Source organism: [Acidovorax] ebreus TPSY, from assembly GCF_000022305.1.
GTDB lineage: Bacteria > Pseudomonadota > Gammaproteobacteria > Burkholderiales > Burkholderiaceae_C > Diaphorobacter > Diaphorobacter nitroreducens.
In genome coordinates, this window is sequence record NC_011992.1 from 1,061,302 (window position 1) to 1,078,277 (window position 16,976).

The following is a 16,976-nucleotide window of genomic DNA, read 5'->3' on the forward strand; positions in this document are numbered from 1 at the left end:
CGGCGCTGGCACAGTCATGCCCATGGTCGTAGAGCCGCAATCCCTGGATAGTCTGAGTCCCGAGCAATTGCGCTCGGCGCTGCTGTCCATGCTGCAAGCCGCTGCTGCCAAGGACCAGGAGCTTGCCTTCAAGCAGACCCTCATCGACAAGCTCACGCACGAGAACGCGCTCTTGAAGCGCATGAAGTTCGCCGCCCAATCAGAGCGCTTCAGCCCTGAGCAGAAGAGCCTGCTCGACGACGAGATCGAAGCGGACCTGGCGGCCGTGGCCAGCGAGATCGACGCGCTGGCGCAGACGCAAGCACCGGCCACCCCCGAGAAGAGACAGGCCAAGCGGATGCCCTTGCCGGCGCACCTGCCACGCCGCGAGATCCGCCACGAACCCACGTCCACCACGTGCGCGTGTGGCTGCCAGATGAAACGCGTGGGCGAGGACGTGGCCGAGAAGCTGGACTATGTGCCCGGCGTCTTCAGTGTCGAGCGCCACATCCGCGGCAAGTGGGCCTGCGCCCGGTGCGAGACCATTCAACAAGCGCCGGTCGAGGCGCACGTCATCGACAAAGGTATCCCCACCACCGGCCTGCTGGCCCAGGTGCTGGTGGGCAAGTACGCCGATCACCTGCCGCTGTACCGGCAGGAGGCGATCTTCGGCCGCGCTGGCCTGGCCATCCCTCGCTCGACCCTGGCGCAGTGGGTGGGCACCTGCGGGGTGCGGCTGCAGCCGCTGGTCGATGCCCTGAAGACCGAGATCCTCAGCCACCGGGTGCTACACGCCGATGAGACGCCGGTGGCCATGCTCAAGCCCGGCGATGGCAAGACGCACCGCGCCTACCTCTGGGCCTATGCGCCGGGGGCCTTCGAGAGCATCAAGGCTGTGGTCTACGACTTCTGCGAATCCCGCTCGGGCGAACACGCCCGGCGCTTCCTGGGCCACGGCACCGACAAGGCCTGGAAGGGCTGCCTGACCTGCGACGACTTCAGCGGCTACAAGGCCTTGATCGCCAGCGGCGTGACCGAGGTGGGCTGTCTGGCCCATGCCCGGCGCAAGTTCTTCGACCTGCACGCGGCCAACCAGAGCCAGATCGCCGAGTTCGCCCTGCAGCAGTTCGCCCGGGTCTATGAGATCGAGCGGGACGTCAAAGAGCTGGACACCGAGCAACGGCAAGCCGTTCGGCAGCAGCAGACCCGGCCGATCCTGGACGCTCTTAACGAGTGGATGACGCTGCAACGGCGCCAGGTGCCCGACGGATCAGCAACCGCCAAGGCGCTGGACTACAGCCTGCGGCGCTGGGATGCGCTGACCCGATTCGTGGATGACGGACAACTGCCGGTCGACAACAACTGGATCGAGAACCAGATCCGGCCCATTGCCATCGGTCGTAACAACTGGCTGTTTGCCGGCAGCCTGCGTGCGGGCCAGCGAGCGGCCGCCGTCATGAGCCTGATCCAGTCGGCCCGTATGAACGGGCACGACCCGTATGCCTACCTCAAGGACGTGCTCACGCGACTGCCCACGCACAAGGCCAGCCGCATCGTCGAGCTCCTGCCACACCGCTGGAAACCCGCCGACGCCTGATCACCGGCCTCGGTAGGCCTGGGTTTGCCGGACGCTTACGAATATGCAGCCATGCTGGCGCTTCTGATCTACCTGCTGGGTCAGCGGAGTTCGGCGGAATGGGTCAGCTGGGTGATGGTGGGCGTGACCGCGTCGCGCTATCTGTTGGTGATGGGCGTGTTGGCTTCTGCCACGTTGGCGCGTCCCAACCCTTTCCGTGCCGTGGGGGCGCTGGGCACCTATGTTGGCGGTACCGTACTCGCATTGGCGTTGCTTTTTGCAGCGGCATAGATGTGGTGCGCAACGGTCTTGGGGCCGTTGTGTTTCGGGAGGGGCACCACGCACCGGCTATGAAAGAAGTGGTTCCAGGCGCACGCGAACCATGTCACTCGGCACACGCGCCCCTGAAGCTGCTGGAGGCGCTACCGGCGAGTCATTGCGCACCATGTTGTGAATGCAGGGCTACAGGCAGTTGTCCCATCACGGGTTGGTATGTGAACCTGGAAAACCCGCTTCATCCGCCCCCGAATGGACATAAAAAAAAGCGCCCTCGCGAGGCGCTGATTTTTCTGGCGGTGGCGGAGACTGTGAGATTCGAACTCACGGACGGTTGCCCGTCGGCAGTTTTCAAGACTGCTGGTTTAAACCACTCACCCAAGTCTCCGCGAAGCCGCCTATTGTAAGCGGGTGGCGGGGTGGCGCGGTGCTTGTGGTGTGGCCCTGTAGGGGCTCGTAGTCAGCGCTTTAGCGCAGCCGCCAACTGGGCTTTGTTCATCTTGGAACGCCCGGGGATGCCCCTTCGGCGGGCGTCCTCGTAGAGTTGCTCGCGCGTGCGGCCTTGCGGGCCCTGGTGCGACCGCTGGCCTCCGCGTACCGGGGCAGGCGTGTCCTGCAGTGTGTGGGGATCGGCCTGCTTGGCCTCGCCGTGCTGGGCACGTTCCTTGTTTACGGTGCGTGCGGCGATTTCTTCGGCGGTGTCCCGCTTTTCGCCGCGCTCCAGCAGGCTGTCCTTGATGTGCTCGTATTGGCGCTCGCGTTTGGCGCTCCAGGTGCGTTGGGGCATGGCGGCACTCCGCTGTGGAAATGGCTTCCAGCCTAGAAGGCGTGTGCAGGCGCGCCGTCGGCACCAGGCCTCCTTTGTCGTAGGACGCGGGCGGACTATGAATGAAATTGGCTGTTAGCGCTTTACGGATAAGCGCTAACAGCTATATTTTCAATAGCAAAATGATGCTACATGCCGAGTGACCGGAGCAGCGCCTCGGTGTCGGCATCCGCTGCGCTGGCAGGGGCTGCCGCTGGCGCGGGTGCTGCCGCCTGCGCCATGAGTGCGTCGGGGTCGGGCGCGTCCTGGGGTTCGAAGTCGTAGAGCTTGATGAACTGTGTGCGGTCGATCGCCAGTTCCAGATAGAAGATGTTGTTGCTGCCCGTGTAGAAGGTCACGCGGCGGGCCTCGGGCTGGTCGAGGTTGGCGTCCACGCTCAGCACCACCTGTTGGTTCAGCACCAGCATCTTGGGCTGGTTCTGCGTGATGTGGGTCTGCAGTTCGCGGCGCACCTTGCCGGTGAAGTCACCCACCACCTGGTTCATCAGTTCGCCCATGACGTTGCTGACTTCGTCAGAGGTGAAAGAACTGGCCAGTTCCTGCGCCGACATGCCCATGCTGAGCATGTAGCGCTCGTAGATTTCCATGGCTGCGGCGGCCGAGAAATTGATGATCACCAGCCCCGAGAAGCCGCCGTCGAACAGCACGAAGCAGCCAATGTCCGGCTTCAGGCAGGTCTTGGTGATGCGCTGCACCATGCCTGAGTAGTGCACGGGGCCCTGGGTGGCGACCGTCAGCACACGGGTCACGGAGTTGCACAGCGAGACCAGCACGTCTTCGGTGCCGTAGACGACGGAAGTGGAGGGAGGAGTCATGGGGATGCGGTGAAAGTGCGGCGACGGCGAACGCAAAGGTGGCGAAGGCCAATGCGCGAATCATGACATGCCCTGCTGCGCACGCGGGTGCGCGAGGGCCCCTGTCCAACGTGGTTAACCGCTGTCGTTCATAAATTTTGAATCGAAACATCAATACGGTTGAAACTTACCGCACGGAGCGCACTCTAGACTGCGTCACTTCACCAGAGCGCCGTCTCTGCCGCGGGTTGCATCCGCGCAATCGCCGCGCACTGTTCCTCTACCGCCACCATTCCGTATGACCACCGCTTCCGCACCACGGCCCGCGCGCTACGGCGCCACCGCCATCGCCCTGCACTGGATCATGGGCCTGTCCATCGTGGCCGTGATTTGTGTCGGCTGGTACATGACGGGGCTGCCGTTTTCGCCCCAGCGCCTGAAGCTCTACAACTGGCACAAGTGGGCGGGCGTGGCCATCCTGGCGCTGTCGGTGCTGCGGCTGCTGTGGCGCCTGACCCACCGTCCGCCCGCATTGCCTGCGGCGGTGCTGGCAGCCATGCCGCGCTGGCAGCAGGCCGCGCATCATGGCGTGCATTACCTGATGTATGCGCTGTTCCTCATCGTGCCGCTGGTGGGTTGGGCCTACAGCTCGGCCGCGGGCTTTCCCATCGTTTTTCTCGGCCTGGTGCCGCTGCCTGACTTTGTGCCGGTCAGTCCTGCCCTGGCGGAGGCCATCAAGCCCCTGCACGCCATCAGCGCCTACGCCTTGACCGCCCTGGTCGTGCTGCACGTGGCGGCAGCAGTCAAGCACCAGCTTATCGACCGTGACGGCCTGGTAGGCCGCATGCTGCCGGCGCGTGGCTGAGCCCGTTTCTCTTCCTGTCCTGATCCATGAATGGAGCATTCACCATGATGCAGTCGTCCCTTCCCCGTCTTGCTGGCATGGCACTGGCCGGCGCCGCGCTGCTGGCCGCAGGCAGCGCCTTCGCGCAGCAAAAGCTCGTGCCCGAGCAGAGCGAGATCGTCTTCGTGAGCAAGCAGATGGGCGTGCCCGTCGAGGGTCGCTTCAAGAAGTTTGATGCCCAGGTCGCTTTCGACCCCGCCAAGCCCGCCACCAGCAAGGTGGCGTTCACGGTGGATACCGGCAGTGCCACGCTGGGCGTGAAGGAAACCGATGCCGAGTTGCCCAAGCCCGTGTGGTTCAACGTGCCCAAGTTCCCGCAGGCCACGTTCCAGTCCAGCGCCATCAAGGCCGTGGGCGCAGGCAAATACGAAGTGGCCGGCAAGCTCAGCATCAAGGGCGCGGCGCATGACGTCGTGGTGCCCGTCACCCTGACCCAAAGCGGCGCCATCACCACCGCGGCGGGCAGCTTCGCCATCAAGCGCCTGGCGTTCAAGATCGGCGAGAACGAATGGGCCGACACGTCCATGGTGGCCGACGAGGTGCAGGTCAAGTTCAAGCTGGCCCTGACCGGCGTGCCCAAGCTTTAACGCTTCCCCTTTTTAATCACCAACCTCTACTACGGAGAAACCGACATGCGTTCCACCTTCCTGACCATCGCTGCCGCCGCTGCCCTGACCGCGGGTGCCGTGCACGCCCAGCCCGCCACGTACGCCGTGGACCCCACGCACACTTTCGCCACGTTCGAGATCAGCCACTTTGGCGCCAGCGTGAACCGCGGCCGCTTCGACAAGAAGGAAGGCACCGTGCAGTTCGACAAGGCCGGCAAGACCGGCAAGGTGGAGCTGACGCTGCACATCGACTCCGTCAATACCGGTACCGCGTCGTTCGACAAGCACCTGCAGAGTGCGGACATCTTTGACGCCGCCAAATTCCCCACCGCCAAGTTCGTGGGCGACAAGTTCACCTTCGAGGGCGACAAGCTCACGGCCGTGTCGGGCAACCTGACCATCAAGGGCAAGACGCAGCCCGTCACCCTGAAGGCCAACCAGTTCGCCTGCTACGACAGCCCGATGCTCAAGCGTGAAGTGTGCGGCGGCGACTTCGAGACCACGATCGACCGCACGGCCTTCGGCGTGGATTACGGCGTGCAGTACGGCTTCCCCAAGAACGTGCGCATCGTGGCGCAGATCGAAGCCGTCAAGCAGTAAGCCGGCAAAAACACGGGCCCGGCTGTCCAGGTCCGTCCTCCTGCCTCAAGGGCTGGTGCCGTCAGGTGCCAGCCCTTTTTTCATTGCGCACGCAAAACGGCCTTTACGCCCCCAACTGGTCCGCCAAGTCCAGCAGGTCGCGGGCGTGCAGGTCGTTGCCTGGGCGTGGTGAGACGTCCTTGGCGTGGCCCGCACCGAACTCCAGCGGTCGCTCGATATAAGCCGTGCGCAGGCCGCAGGCGCGCGCGCCCGCCAGATCGTCGTGGTGGGCGGCCACCAGCATCACCTGCTGCGGTGGCAGCTCGAACACGCGGGCCACGCCCAGGTAGGTGGCGGGATCGGGCTTGTAGGCGCGAAAGACCTCGGCGCTCAGGATGCAGTCCCAGGGCAGGCCGGCGCGCTTGGCCATGTGGGTGAGCAACCCGATGTTGCCGTTGGACAGGGTGGTGATGGTGTAGCGGCGTTTGAGCCGCGTCAGCCCCGCCACGCAGTCGGGCCACGGGGAGAGCCGGTGCCACACGCGGTTCAGGTGCACGCGCTCTTCCTCGCCCAGGTGCGCCAGGCCAAAGCGCGGCAGGATTTCGTCGAGGATCTGGCGGTGCAGGGCGTCGATCAGCGTCCAGCCCTGCGCGCCGCTCATCACCCGCGCCATCGCTGGCTGGTAGCCCGCGCGCCAGGCGCGGGCGAAGGCGTCTGCGTCCACGCGGGGGTGGTGCTGCTGCATTTCGCGCACGATGCTGCCGTGCCAGTCCACCACCGTGCCAAAGGTGTCAAAGGCCAGCACCTGTACGGTGCGGGCGATCTCCTGAAAAGCGGAATCAGCGTTCATGGTCGGCCCTGTGATGGCATTGCGCCGCAGCGTAGCACCTGTATCGCGTACGTGCAGCCGCCCCAAGCCCGTGCGCCGGCGGGGAAGGGTCGTGCGTGCTATGGTCGCGCGCCCTGGGGTTAACCCTGGTTTTCGATCTTTCCATGACTGTTTCTGCCACGCCCACTTCCAGCACTGTCACACCCGCCGCCGATGCCGATGCCGCCAGCCCCGCGGACGAGCGCACGCTGGTGCGCGCCGTGCTGGCCATGGGCGTGGGGGGCTTTGCCATCGGCACCGGCGAATTCGTCATCATGGGCCTGCTGCCCGAGGTGGCGCTCGACCTGGGGGTGAGCATTCCGCAGGCCGGGCACGTGATCAGCGCCTACGCGCTGGGCGTGGTGGTGGGCGCGCCGGTGCTGGCCGTGCTGGCGGCGCACTGGGGCCGGCGGGCGCTGCTCATGGCGCTGATGGCGGTCTACGCCCTGGGCAACTTTGCGTCGGCGCTGGCGCCAGGTTATGCGTCGCTGGGGCTGCTGCGGCTGGTCAGCGGCCTGCCGCACGGCACCTACTTCGGCGTCGCGGCGCTGGTGGCCGCGGCACTGTCACGGCCGGGCCAGCGCGCCCGGGCCGTGGGCTGGGTGATGCTGGGGCTGACCAGCGCGACGCTGGTGGGCGTGCCCATCGCGGCGGCGCTGGGCAGTCTGCTGGGCTGGCGTGCGGCCTTCGTGTTTGTGGGGGCCATCGCGCTGGCGGCGGTGTTCATGGTGCGGCGCTGGGTGCCCGACATGCCCGCGCCGCAGGGCGCCAGCCCCTGGCGCGAACTGGGCGCGCTGGCGCGGGGCCAGGTGTGGTTCACGCTGGGCATCGGCGCCATCGGCTTCGGCGGCATGTTCGCGGTGTTCAGCTACATCAAGCCCACGCTGCTGGAAGTGGCCGGCATGCCGGCGGCGCTGGTGCCGTTCACGCTGTCGCTGTTTGGCCTGGGCATGGTGGCGGGCAACCTGGTGGGCTCGCGCATGGCGGACCGCGCACTGATGCCCACCGTGGGCAAGCTGCTTTGGTGGTCGGTGGCGGTGATGGTGGTGTTCGTCGCGGCGGCGCACCACCCGCTGACGGCGGCGCTGTCCGTCTTCCTGCTGGGTACGGTGGTGGCCATCGGTCCCGCGCTGCAGATCCGTCTGATGGACGTGGCGGGCGATGCGCAGACCCTGGCGGCCGCGCTCAACCATTCGGCCTTCAACGCTGCGAATGCGCTGGGGGCCTGGCTGGGCGGTGTGGCCATCGCAGCGGGCGGCGGCTGGACTTCCACCGGCTGGGTGGGGGCGCTGCTGGGCCTGGGCGGCCTGGCTGTGTTCACAGCGGCGCTGGCCTGCGAGCGGCGGACACGGGCTCGCTGATCTGTTGTTTTGCTATCAAAAAAGAAGCTGCTGGCGCTTGTTTGACGGGCGCTAGGGGCCTTTTTTACCTTAAGTCACTGCGCGCGGCCATGGTGGCGCGCAAGGTACACCCTCTCGTCCAGCGACGACAGCACCAGCGCCAACACAATCCCTACCGCCGCGCCCAGGGTGGTATCGAAGATGCGTGACAGTGCCATTTCCGCCGCTTCGCCATGGTGCGCCATGTTCGTCATCAGCAGAGCCATCGGCGTCACGAAAATCTGGCCCAGTGCGTAGTTGAACCCGATCACCGCCTCGGTCAGCACCTGCAGCACGGCCACGGCCAGCAGCAGCGTCCAGAACGATGGCTCGGACGAGAGGATCGCCCAGGCGATGCCAGCGCCCACCACGGTGCCCAGCGTGCGCTGCCAGCCGCGGTGCACCGTGCCCGGCAGGTGCGCACCTTGCAGCACGGCCACCGCGCCAATCGACGCCCAGGCCGGGTGCGCCCAGCCCGCGGCGTGTGCCAGCAGGGCGGCCAGCGCGGCGCACAGCGCCACGCGTGCCGACTGCACGGGTGCGTAACCCGGCGTGAGGGGCTTCGGGGCACGTGCCCCCGCCGTTGCCTGGACGGGTGTTGCGGCCGGCGGTGCTACTTCCAGGTCGCGCAGGCGGTCGGTCAGCAGGCACAACAGCCAGGCGGCGGCCACGCCCAGGGCGGTGGCGCCGGTGCGCCCGGCCAGTGCCAGCGCGCTGTCAACCGGACTGATCGCGGCGCTGGCCGCGAAAATGAAAATCACCGCTCCCGGCGCCCATCTGCATGCGGTGGGCCAGCGATGCCAGCAGCCCTGCCATGCCCGACAGGGCCAGCAGCATGGCTACCGGTCCCAGCCCCGACCAGGCCAGCAGCGACAGCAGCGCCACGGGCATGACCAGCAGCGCCCCGGCCTTGAGGACGACGCCGCGGCGGCGGGCCAGCGGCGCGAAGCGCCCGAACAGTGCCGCCAGAGCGCCCAGGCCGCCGAAGCCCGCCACCTGGGCCCAGGGCGAGGCATGCAGCAGCCCGGCAACCAGGATCACCGCCAACGCCACCTGCGCGCCGGCAATCGTGGCGTTGCGCAACGAGGCGGGGCGCTGCAGCGACAGGCTCTCCCGCAGCCGCGCGGATGCCAACGCCTGGCGCAGAGCGTGGCCGTGGGAGCTGGGAAGGAGAGGGCGGGTTGGCAACGCCATGGCATCAGTCCTCGTGCTGGGCGCTGGCAATGCGCGCTTCGATCTGCTCGAAGGCCTGCAGCAGGGTGCGGGCGGTGGCCTCGTCCAGATCGGCCAGCAACTCATCCTCGATGGCGGCAAGGCGCTTGCGGATGCCGTTGGCCGTGCGCTTGCCAGCGGCAGTGAGGCGCACGAGCTTGATGCGGCGGTCGCTCGCGTGCGCCTGGCGCTCGACCAGTCCCTGGGCAGCCAATGCGTCCAGCAGCCGTACCAGGCTGGAGCCATCCAGCCCCACGGCGGCTGCCAGCTCGGTCTGCGAGATGCCGTCGCCCAGGCGGTGCAGGTGCACCAGCGGCGTCCAGACGGCGTCGCTCAGGCCTTCGGCGGCCAGTTGTGCGTCCAGTGTCTTGCGCCAACGCCGGCCCAGGCCCACGAGCCGCACGCCCAGCAGGCGCTTGGGGTTGGCGGGGCGGGCGGCATCGGACGGTGAGGCAGCAGTCATTTTGTTATTCTAGCAAATCATTTGAATTCAAATGATTTGTTGAAAAATAAGGGCCGCGCACCATGGTCTGGGGGGCGGCCCTGCTGTGCGCTGCGCTTACTTGCGGCGCGCGGCGCTGCTGGCGACGGCCAGTGCGGTCATGTTCAACACACGGCGTACGGTGGCTGCGGGCGTGAGGATGTACGCCGTGGCCGAGGTTCCCATGAGAATCGGGCCCACGGTGACACCGCCGCTGGTGGTGGTCTTGAGCACGTTGTAGAGGATGTTGGCCGAGTCGATGTTCGGGCAGATCAGCAGGTTGGCCGAGCCGGTGAGCGTGGAGTCCGGCAGGTAGTTGTTGCGGATCTTGGGCTCCAGCGCGGCGTCGCCATGCAGCTCGCCATCGCATTCGATCTCGGGATGGCGGGCCACGAACAGGTCGCGCGCTGCGCGCATCTTGCGTGCCGAGGCGCGCTTGGACGAGCCGAAGCTGGAGTGCGACAGGAACGCCACCTTCGGCGGAATGCCAAAGCGCTGCACTTCCTGCACCGAGGACCAGGCGATGTCGGCCAGCTGCTCTGCCGTAGGGTCTTCGTTGACGTAGGTGTCGGCGATGAACAGCGTGCCGTTGTTGGTCGTCATCAGCGCGTTCAGCGCCGCGTATTGCTGCACGCCGGGTGCATGGCCCAGGATGCTGTGGATGCGTTCCAGGTGCGTCTCGTAGGTACCCACCAGGCCGCAGATCATTGCGTCGGCATCGCCCAGCTTCACCATCAGCGCGGCGATGATGGTGTTGGAGCGGCGCACGGCCGCCTTGGCCACCTCGGGCGTGGCGCCGTCACGCTTCATGAGCTGGTGGTAGGCCTCCCAGTACTGGCGGAAACGCGGGTCGTCCGAGGGGTCGCAGATCTCCACGTCCTTGCCCGGCTGCATGCGCAGGCCGGCCTTGGCGATGCGTGCGGCGATCACCGCCGGGCGTCCGATGAGAATCGGGTGGGCGATACGGTCGTCGATCGCAAACTGCGCGGCGCGCAGCGCACGCTCGTCCTCGCCGTCCGCATAGGCCACGCGTTTTTGCGCGTTGGGCAGCGTCTTGGCGGCGTTGATCACCGGGCGCATCAGGATGCCGGTCTGGTACACGAAGCGCGACAGGCTCTCCTTGTACGCCTCCATGTCCTCGATGGGACGGCTGGCCACGCCCGACTCCAGCGCTGCCTGCGCCACGGCGGGGGCGATCTTGAGGATCAGGCGCGAATCGAACGGCGTGGGGATCAGGTAATCGGGGCCGAAGGTCAGCTCCTGGCCGGCATAGGCGGCAGCCACTTCCTCGCTGATGTTTTCCTTGGCCAGCGCGGCGATCTGGCGCACGCAGGCGAGCTTCATGGCCTCGGTGATCTTGGTGGCGCCGCAGTCCAGCGCGCCGCGGAAGATGTAGGGGAAGCACAGGACGTTGTTGACCTGGTTGGGGTAGTCCGAGCGGCCGGTGGCGATGATGCAGTCCGGGCGCACGGCCTTGGCCAGTTCGGGGCGGATCTCGGGCTCGGGGTTGGCCAGCGCCAGGATGATGGGCTTGTCCGCCATGGTCTTGACCATCTCGGCCGTGAGCACGCCGGGGGCCGAGCAGCCCAGGAATACGTCGGCGCCGTTGACTGCGTCGGCCAGCGTGCGTGCATCGGTCTTCTGTGCGTAGCGTGCCTTGGATTCATCGAAGCCGCCGGGGCGACCTTCGTAGATCACGCCCTTGGAGTCGCACATGAAGATGTTCTCCACCTTCACGCCCAGGCCCACCATCACGCCCACGCAGGCAATGGCGGCGGCACCCGCGCCCGAGACGGCGACCTTGACCTGGTCGATCTGCTTGCCCACCAGTTCCAGGCCATTGAGCAGCGCGGCGCTGGAGATGATGGCCGTGCCATGCTGATCGTCGTGGAACACCGGAATGTTCATGCGCTTGGACAGCTCGCGCTCGATGTAGAAGCACTCGGGCGCCTTGATGTCTTCGAGGTTGATGCCGCCCAAGGTGGGCTCGAGTGCTGCCACGATCTCGATGATCTTGTCGGGGTCGCGTGCGTCCAGTTCGATGTCGAACACGTCCACGCCGGCGAACTTCTTGAACAGGCACCCCTTGCCCTCCATCACCGGCTTGCCGGCCAGCGGGCCAATGTCACCCAGGCCCAGCACGGCCGTGCCGTTGGTGATCACACCGACCAGGTTGCCGCGCGAGGTGTAGTCGAACGCCTTGGTCGGGTCGGCCTGGATGTCCAGGCAGGGATAGGCCACGCCAGGCGAGTAGGCCAGCGACAGGTCGCGCTGGTTGGACAGGGGCTTGGTGGGCGTGACGGCGATCTTGCCGCGCGTCATGTTGCGGTGGTATTCGAGCGCGGCTTCGCGCAGTGCCGCTTCAGCGGCAGACAGGGGCTGGGTCATACGAAATACGAATGGTGCGGTGCACGAAAAAACAGGCCAACACGGGCCGGACAAGCTTACTGCATGCTGACGCAAACAGAGGGCCTGCACGGCAGCCTGCGTGGACGACAACAAACCTTCCGCGCCCCGTGCGCCATACGGCACGCGGGGCGCGATCCTTCGGGTGGAAGGCGCGGGGCAGGGCGACGTTCAGTGGGCGTCGGCCTGCCGGGCGGCGAGCACGGCCGCAGAGGTGTCGCGGCTGGCTCCATTGAAGAAGATGTTCAGGACCACGGCAGTGATCGAGGCCAGCAGAATACCGGATTCGATCAGCGGATGGATGGCATGGGGCATCCACTGGCGGAAGTTGGGTGCGATCAGCGGGATCATGCCCACCCCGATGGACACCGCAACGATCATCGCGTTGTTACGGTTCTTCTGAAAGTCCACGTTCGACAGGATGCGGATGCCCGTGGCCGCCACCATGCCGAACATCACCAGCCCCGCGCCGCCCAGCACCACGGTGGGCAGCGACTCGATCAGCGCCGCCATCTTGGGCAGCACGCCCAGCACGATCAGGATCATGCCGCCGGCCACGCACACCCAGCGGCTCTTGACGCCGGTGACGGCCACCAGCCCCACGTTCTGCGAGAAGCTGGTGTAGGGGAAGGTGTTGAAGAGGCCGCCGATCAGCGTGCCCAGGCCGTCGGTGCGCAGGCCGCGCGTGAGATCGTCGCGCGAGATCTCGCGCCCCGTCATCTCGCCCAGGGCCAGGAACATGCCGGTGGACTCGATCATCACGACGATCATCACCAGCGTCATGGTCAGGATCAGGATGGGGTCGAACACCGGCAGCGCGATCTCGAATGGCAGCACCATGTCGAACCACTGTGCCTGGGCCACCTTGTGAAAGTCCATCAGCCCCATGGACGCAGTGACCACCCCGCCCACGATGATGCCCAGCAGCACCGAAATGTTGGCCCAGAAGCCCTTGCCAAAGCGCGCCACCAGCAAGATGGTGAGCAGGACGACGCCCGAGATGCCCACGCCTGTCAGGTCGGCATAGCGCGGGTTGGGCAGCGTGGGCACCACGGCGAAGCCCTTGGGCACTGGCGGCAGCGAGGAGCCGGGCGCGCCGGCGGCGGCCTGGGCCTCGGCCAGCCATTTGAGGTGCTCCGGGTTGGGAACGGCCGGGGCCGTGGGCCCCACGGGGTTGCCGAAGATCCAGTTGATGCCCACGCGCATCAGGCTGATGCCGATCACCGCGATGATGGTGCCCGTGACCACCGGCGGAAAGAACCGCAGCAGGCCGCTGATCACCGGCGCGATGAGCATCGAGACCACGCCCGCCCCGATCACCGCGCCAAAGATCAGCCCCGCGCCCGCCTGACCGCCCGTGGCTTGCGCCATGGACACCATGGGCGCCACGGCCGCGAAGGTCACGCCCATCATCACCGGCAGCTTGATGCCGAACCACTGCGTGGCACCCCAGGCCTGGATGAGCGTGACCAGCCCGCAGACGAAGAGGTCGGCAGAGATCAGGTGCGCTACCTGCTCGGGCGGCAGGTTGAGCGCGCGCCCCACGATGAGCGGCACCGCCACCGCGCCTGCGTACATCACCAGCACATGTTGCAGACCCAGCGTGGCTGCGCGGCCCCAGGGCAGTTTTTCGTCAACCGGATGAACGTTCGTGGACATGGGTGTTCCTTGGAATCCTGGCTTGCTGTTCAAGGGGCTTCTGCCGTGCCGGACAGGGCTGCCATTGCGCACGGCAATCCATACAAAAATTGTATACAAAGTATGGGGAATTGCCTGTCGTAAGGCGACCCCGATCAAGGTCGAATTGCTAGGGGTTTGCCCTTGCTGATTGCCGCGGCGGTGTCGGCAGACAACGGCGCAGCTACGCCCGGCGGGTGCTCGCCCCCAATCGGCGCGATGGGATCGGCGCAGGGCGTAAAAAAGCCCGGCATGGGCCGGGCTGGAGCATTGGTGCGGCTGTGCGTCAGGCCATCAGGTCTGCCAGGCTGCGCGCTATGACCTTGGTGGCGCGGCGCAGGTCTTGCAGCACGACGCGCTCGTCGGCGCGTTTGGCGTGCGATTCAAGCACCGTGCGCGGGCCCGCGCCGTAAATCACGCCGGGGATGCCGCGCTCCACATAAAGGCGCACATCGGTGTACAGCGGCGTGCCCACGGCGGGAGGCTTCTCGCCAAAGACTGCCTCGCCGTGTTGCTGGATGGCCTCCACCAGCGGCTGATTGCCGGGCAGCGGCGTCATGGCGTTGGCCAGCAGCAGGCGTTTGATGTCCACGCGTAGGGCGTCTGCGCTCCCGTAGCCGCGCTCGGTATTGAAGCCTTCCACCGCCTGGGTGATCACGGCGCGGATGCGCGCCTCGACCTCGGCGGGGTTCTCCTCCGGGATCATGCGGCGGTCGAGCTTCAGCACCACCTTGCCGGGCACCACGTTGGTGTTGGTGCCACCCTCGATGCGGCCGATGTTCAGGTACGGGTGCTGGATGCCCGGCACCTTCGACGTCACCTGCCGGTACTGCACATTCTCGACATACAGCGCGTTCATGATGGCCACCGCGCCCTGCAGTGCGTCCACGCCCGTGTGCGGCACCGCGGCATGGGCCATCTTGCCCTGCACGGTGACCTCCATCTGCAGGCAGCCGTTGTGCGCGGTGACCACCTCGTAGCTGAAGCCCGCGGCGATCATCAGATCGGGCCGGGTCAGCCCCTGCGCCAGCAGCCAGCCGGGGCCGAGCAGGCCGCCGAACTCCTCGTCGTAGGTGAAGTGCAGCTCGATCGCGCCCTGCGTGGGCTTGGCCACCGCCTCCAGCGCGCGCACGGCGAAGGTGAAGGTGGAGAAGTCGCTCTTGCTCACCGCGGTGGCGCGGCCATACATGGCGCCGTCTTCGATCTGGGCGCCGTACGGGTCCCTGGTCCAGCCTTCGCCGGGCGGCACCACGTCGCCGTGGGCGTTGAGGGCGATGGTGCGGCCCGAACCTGTGGGTCCGTAGGGTCGGCGCACGATCAGGTTGGTGATGGACTCCATGCCGTAATCCTTGACCTCCTGCGCGGGAACGGCGTGCTTCTCGGCCTCGAAGCCGAAGGCCTGGATCAGTTCAGCGGTGCGCTCGGCATGCGGTGCATTGTTGCCGGGCGGCGTGTCGGTGGGCACCTGCACCAGTGCTTGCAGAAAGCGCACCTGCTCGTCGAAGTGCTGGTCGATCCACGCATCCAGTGCGGCGTAGGTGGCTTGGCGGTCTTGGTTCATGGCGGAGCGTTCCATGGATGGGTTATTCGGCGGCCAACTGCTCCAGCACATGGCTGAAGGCATCCACCGCCAACTGGATGTCATCGGCGGTGCTGGATTCCAGCGGGTTGTGGCTGATGCCGCCGTGCAGGCCGCGCACGAACAGCATGGCCTGCGCCATGATTTCGTGCAGTTTCATGGCGTCATGGCCGGCGCCGCTGGGCATGCGGTAGACGGGGACGCCCAGGGCGTCGACGGCCTTCTCCCAGCGGTGCTGCCAGGCGGGGGCGCTGGGGGCTGCGGCGACCTTCATGGCCAGCTCGGCCCGGTACTGCAGGCCGCGGCGTTGGGCGATTTCCTCCAGCTGGGCCAGCACGTCGGCCACCATGGCATCGCGCTGCGCATCGGTGGGCGCGCGCATGTCCAGGCTGAAACTGCACTTGCCCGGCACCACGTTGATGGAGCCGCCTGGCACCTGCAGCATGCCGATGGTGGCCACGCTGTCGCCATCGCGCGCGGCGCGCTGCTCCATGTACAGCGCGAGCTCGGCCACGCCCAGGGCGGCGTCGCGGCGGCGGTCCATGGGCGTGGTGCCCGCGTGGCTGGCCATGCCCAGCATCTCGCAGACGTAGCGCACGCCGCCGTTGATGGATGTGACCACGCCCAGCGGGATGTCCAGCTCGTTGAGCACCGGGCCCTGCTCGATGTGCACCTCGATGAAGCCCAGGTAGCGGGCAGCATCGCGCCGCAGCTTCGGGATGTCGCCAATGCACAGACCGGCGTGCTGCATGGCCTCGCGCATGGTGATGCCGTCGGCGTCCTTCTGGTCCAGCCATTCGTTGCGGAAGTCGCCGATGAGCGCGCCCGAGCCCAGGAAGGTGGCCTTGTAGCGCTGGCCTTCCTCTTCGGCAAACGCCACCACTTCGATGCCGAACGGCAGGCGCCTGGCCTGGCGGTGCAGCTCGCGCACGCAGGCCATGGGCACGAAGATGCCCAGACGCCCGTCGTACTTGCCGCCGTTGCGCACGGTGTCGTAGTGGCTGCCGGTCATCAAATACTTGCCGTCGGGTGTGGCCGGCTTGTAGCGGCCGACCACGTTCCCCACGGCGTCGATCTCGACCTCGTCAAAGCCGCAGTCGCGCATCCAGTGGCTGATGCGCTGGGCGCAGGCGCGGTGCGCATCGGTGAGGTAGGTGACGGTGAGCTGGCCTTTCTCGGCATAGCCCGGGTCGCTGTGCTGGGCCAGGCGCTCGTGCCAGTCCCAGACGTCGTTGCCCAGCACCGGCTCGGCGCCGAACTTGTCGTTCAGGCGGATCTCGGCAATGCGGTGGATGTTGCGCAGTGCCTCGGCGCGCTCGAAGTCGGGGTGGTTGGACAGGCGACGTGCGAACGTGGCGATGATCTCCTGCCTCGACAGTCCCGTGCCGCGCGGCCCGCGCACCGCCAGGATGAAGGGAAAGCCGAAGCGGGCGTTGTAGTCGGCATTCAGTTGCTGGATGCGCGCGAACTCCTCGGGCGTGCAGTGGGTCAGGCCCGCCTGGCTTTGCTCGTTCGTGGACTCGGTCGTCAGCGCCTGCGCCACCATGGCCTTGCCCGCCAGCTCGGGGTGGGCGCGGATCAGCTCCAACAGCCTTTCCAGGCCGGCGCCGTTCAGCACCTGCACCATGGCGTACTTGAGCTGCGCCAGCGAGCGGAAGGGGCGCTGCTGCAGCGCCGCCTCGGCGATCCAGGGCGAATGCTCGTACAGGCCGTCGAGCATCTGCAGGGCCTCGGCGGGGGAGGCGGCGTTGAGTTGTTCCAGGGTCCAGGCCATCGTGGCTCCTACTACTATCGAAAAAATAGCTGCTCGCGCTTGTTGGATAAGCGTTACA

The 16,976-nt window shown here is 66.7% G+C and carries 16 protein-coding genes and 1 tRNA gene; 6 read left to right on the plus strand and 11 right to left on the minus strand.

The annotated features are described in order from the left end of the window. Positions 1 to 16: 16 nt before the first annotated feature. A complete protein-coding gene (tnpC, locus tag DTPSY_RS05085; protein ID WP_015912733.1) occupies positions 17 to 1,576 on the plus strand; it encodes an IS66 family transposase in 1,560 nt (519 codons plus the stop codon). A 51-nt stretch (positions 1,577 to 1,627) separates the two neighbouring features. Next, complete coding sequence (locus tag DTPSY_RS05090) at positions 1,628 to 1,846, plus strand: hypothetical protein (RefSeq protein WP_015912734.1); 219 nt, start codon at positions 1,628 to 1,630, stop codon at positions 1,844 to 1,846. Positions 1,847 to 2,131: 285 nt separating this feature from the next. Here DTPSY_RS05090 and DTPSY_RS05095 read toward each other — a convergent pair. From DTPSY_RS05095 to DTPSY_RS05105, 3 genes are all read right to left on the minus strand, one after another. Further along, positions 2,132 to 2,219: transfer RNA gene (locus DTPSY_RS05095), tRNA-Ser, on the minus strand. Positions 2,220 to 2,291: 72 nt separating this feature from the next. After that, positions 2,292 to 2,618 carry a hypothetical protein gene (locus tag DTPSY_RS05100; protein ID WP_015912735.1) on the minus strand — a complete coding sequence of 109 codons (327 nt, stop codon included), beginning with the start codon at positions 2,616 to 2,618 and terminating at the stop codon, positions 2,292 to 2,294. A 167-nt stretch (positions 2,619 to 2,785) separates the two neighbouring features. Next, entirely contained in the window at positions 2,786 to 3,472 is a 687-nt protein-coding gene (locus DTPSY_RS05105) for a DUF3334 family protein (protein ID WP_015912736.1), read from the minus strand. A gap of 277 nt (positions 3,473 to 3,749) precedes the next feature. Between DTPSY_RS05105 and DTPSY_RS05110 the strand changes: the two genes are divergently transcribed. Genes DTPSY_RS05110 through DTPSY_RS05120 form a run of 3 tightly spaced genes read left to right on the plus strand, consistent with a single transcriptional unit; the run spans position 3,750 to position 5,563 of the window. Then, positions 3,750 to 4,316 carry a cytochrome b gene (locus DTPSY_RS05110; protein ID WP_015912737.1) on the plus strand — a complete coding sequence of 189 codons (567 nt, stop codon included), beginning with the start codon at positions 3,750 to 3,752 and terminating at the stop codon, positions 4,314 to 4,316. A 47-nt stretch (positions 4,317 to 4,363) separates the two neighbouring features. Further along, on the plus strand, positions 4,364 to 4,942 hold the full coding sequence (locus DTPSY_RS05115) for a YceI family protein (RefSeq protein WP_041838970.1): 579 nt from the start codon (positions 4,364 to 4,366) through the stop codon (positions 4,940 to 4,942). Between the two features lie 45 nt (positions 4,943 to 4,987). Continuing rightward, the gene (locus tag DTPSY_RS05120; protein WP_015912739.1) at positions 4,988 to 5,563 is read left to right on the plus strand and encodes a YceI family protein; all 576 of its coding nucleotides are present in this window, start codon (positions 4,988 to 4,990) and stop codon (positions 5,561 to 5,563) included. A 103-nt stretch (positions 5,564 to 5,666) separates the two neighbouring features. On the opposite strand, the gene DTPSY_RS05125 is transcribed toward DTPSY_RS05120, so the two are convergent. After that, entirely contained in the window at positions 5,667 to 6,392 is a 726-nt protein-coding gene (locus tag DTPSY_RS05125) for a haloacid dehalogenase type II (protein ID WP_015912740.1), read from the minus strand. A gap of 143 nt (positions 6,393 to 6,535) precedes the next feature. On the opposite strand from DTPSY_RS05125, the gene DTPSY_RS05130 reads away from it, so the two are divergent. Next, complete coding sequence (locus DTPSY_RS05130) at positions 6,536 to 7,771, plus strand: MFS transporter (RefSeq protein WP_015912741.1); 1,236 nt, start codon at positions 6,536 to 6,538, stop codon at positions 7,769 to 7,771. Positions 7,772 to 7,845: 74 nt separating this feature from the next. Here the strand turns inward: DTPSY_RS05130 and DTPSY_RS18635 are convergent, their stop codons facing one another. The 7 genes from DTPSY_RS18635 to uraD form a co-directional block, all read right to left on the minus strand. After that, positions 7,846 to 8,550 (minus strand): FUSC family protein, encoded by a 705-nt coding sequence (locus tag DTPSY_RS18635; RefSeq protein ID WP_049760595.1) that lies wholly within the window; start codon positions 8,548 to 8,550, stop codon positions 7,846 to 7,848. Continuing rightward, the gene (locus DTPSY_RS18640) at positions 8,507 to 8,983 is read right to left on the minus strand and encodes an intracellular growth attenuator family protein (RefSeq protein WP_238526571.1); all 477 of its coding nucleotides are present in this window, start codon (positions 8,981 to 8,983) and stop codon (positions 8,507 to 8,509) included. The genes DTPSY_RS18635 and DTPSY_RS18640 overlap by 44 nt, the downstream gene beginning before the upstream one ends. A 4-nt stretch (positions 8,984 to 8,987) precedes the next feature. Further along, the gene (locus tag DTPSY_RS05140) at positions 8,988 to 9,464 is read right to left on the minus strand and encodes a MarR family winged helix-turn-helix transcriptional regulator (protein ID WP_015912742.1); all 477 of its coding nucleotides are present in this window, start codon (positions 9,462 to 9,464) and stop codon (positions 8,988 to 8,990) included. A gap of 96 nt (positions 9,465 to 9,560) precedes the next feature. After that, complete coding sequence (locus DTPSY_RS05145; RefSeq protein ID WP_015912743.1) at positions 9,561 to 11,870, minus strand: NADP-dependent malic enzyme; 2,310 nt, start codon at positions 11,868 to 11,870, stop codon at positions 9,561 to 9,563. 189 nt (positions 11,871 to 12,059) lie between these two features. Beyond that, the gene (locus DTPSY_RS05150) at positions 12,060 to 13,547 is read right to left on the minus strand and encodes a nucleobase:cation symporter-2 family protein (RefSeq protein WP_015912744.1); all 1,488 of its coding nucleotides are present in this window, start codon (positions 13,545 to 13,547) and stop codon (positions 12,060 to 12,062) included. Between the two features lie 304 nt (positions 13,548 to 13,851). After that, positions 13,852 to 15,141: a M20 family metallopeptidase gene (locus DTPSY_RS05155; RefSeq protein ID WP_041838801.1), complete on the minus strand. Its 1,290-nt coding sequence runs from the start codon at positions 15,139 to 15,141 to the stop codon at positions 13,852 to 13,854. Between the two features lie 7 nt (positions 15,142 to 15,148). Further along, a complete protein-coding gene (gene uraD, locus DTPSY_RS05160; RefSeq protein ID WP_015912746.1) occupies positions 15,149 to 16,918 on the minus strand; it encodes a 2-oxo-4-hydroxy-4-carboxy-5-ureidoimidazoline decarboxylase in 1,770 nt (589 codons plus the stop codon). Positions 16,919 to 16,976 lie beyond the last annotated feature (58 nt).

Coding starts and splice junctions, on each gene's coding strand:
- DTPSY_RS05120 (WP_015912739.1), top strand. CDS start 4,988: ATGCGTTCCACCTTCCTGACCATCGCTGCCGCCGCTGCCCTGACCGCG.
- tnpC (WP_015912733.1), top strand. CDS start 17: ATGCCCATGGTCGTAGAGCCGCAATCCCTGGATAGTCTGAGTCCCGAG.
- DTPSY_RS05140 (WP_015912742.1), bottom strand. CDS start 9,464: ATGACTGCTGCCTCACCGTCCGATGCCGCCCGCCCCGCCAACCCCAAG.
- DTPSY_RS05145 (WP_015912743.1), bottom strand. CDS start 11,870: ATGACCCAGCCCCTGTCTGCCGCTGAAGCGGCACTGCGCGAAGCCGCG.
- DTPSY_RS05150 (WP_015912744.1), bottom strand. CDS start 13,547: ATGTCCACGAACGTTCATCCGGTTGACGAAAAACTGCCCTGGGGCCGC.
- DTPSY_RS05090 (WP_015912734.1), top strand. CDS start 1,628: ATGCTGGCGCTTCTGATCTACCTGCTGGGTCAGCGGAGTTCGGCGGAA.
- DTPSY_RS05105 (WP_015912736.1), bottom strand. CDS start 3,472: ATGACTCCTCCCTCCACTTCCGTCGTCTACGGCACCGAAGACGTGCTG.
- DTPSY_RS05110 (WP_015912737.1), top strand. CDS start 3,750: ATGACCACCGCTTCCGCACCACGGCCCGCGCGCTACGGCGCCACCGCC.
- DTPSY_RS18640 (WP_238526571.1), bottom strand. CDS start 8,983: ATGGCGTTGCCAACCCGCCCTCTCCTTCCCAGCTCCCACGGCCACGCT.
- DTPSY_RS05115 (WP_041838970.1), top strand. CDS start 4,364: ATGCAGTCGTCCCTTCCCCGTCTTGCTGGCATGGCACTGGCCGGCGCC.
- DTPSY_RS05100 (WP_015912735.1), bottom strand. CDS start 2,618: ATGCCCCAACGCACCTGGAGCGCCAAACGCGAGCGCCAATACGAGCAC.
- DTPSY_RS05125 (WP_015912740.1), bottom strand. CDS start 6,392: ATGAACGCTGATTCCGCTTTTCAGGAGATCGCCCGCACCGTACAGGTG.
- DTPSY_RS05155 (WP_041838801.1), bottom strand. CDS start 15,141: ATGGAACGCTCCGCCATGAACCAAGACCGCCAAGCCACCTACGCCGCA.
- uraD (WP_015912746.1), bottom strand. CDS start 16,918: ATGGCCTGGACCCTGGAACAACTCAACGCCGCCTCCCCCGCCGAGGCC.
- DTPSY_RS05130 (WP_015912741.1), top strand. CDS start 6,536: ATGACTGTTTCTGCCACGCCCACTTCCAGCACTGTCACACCCGCCGCC.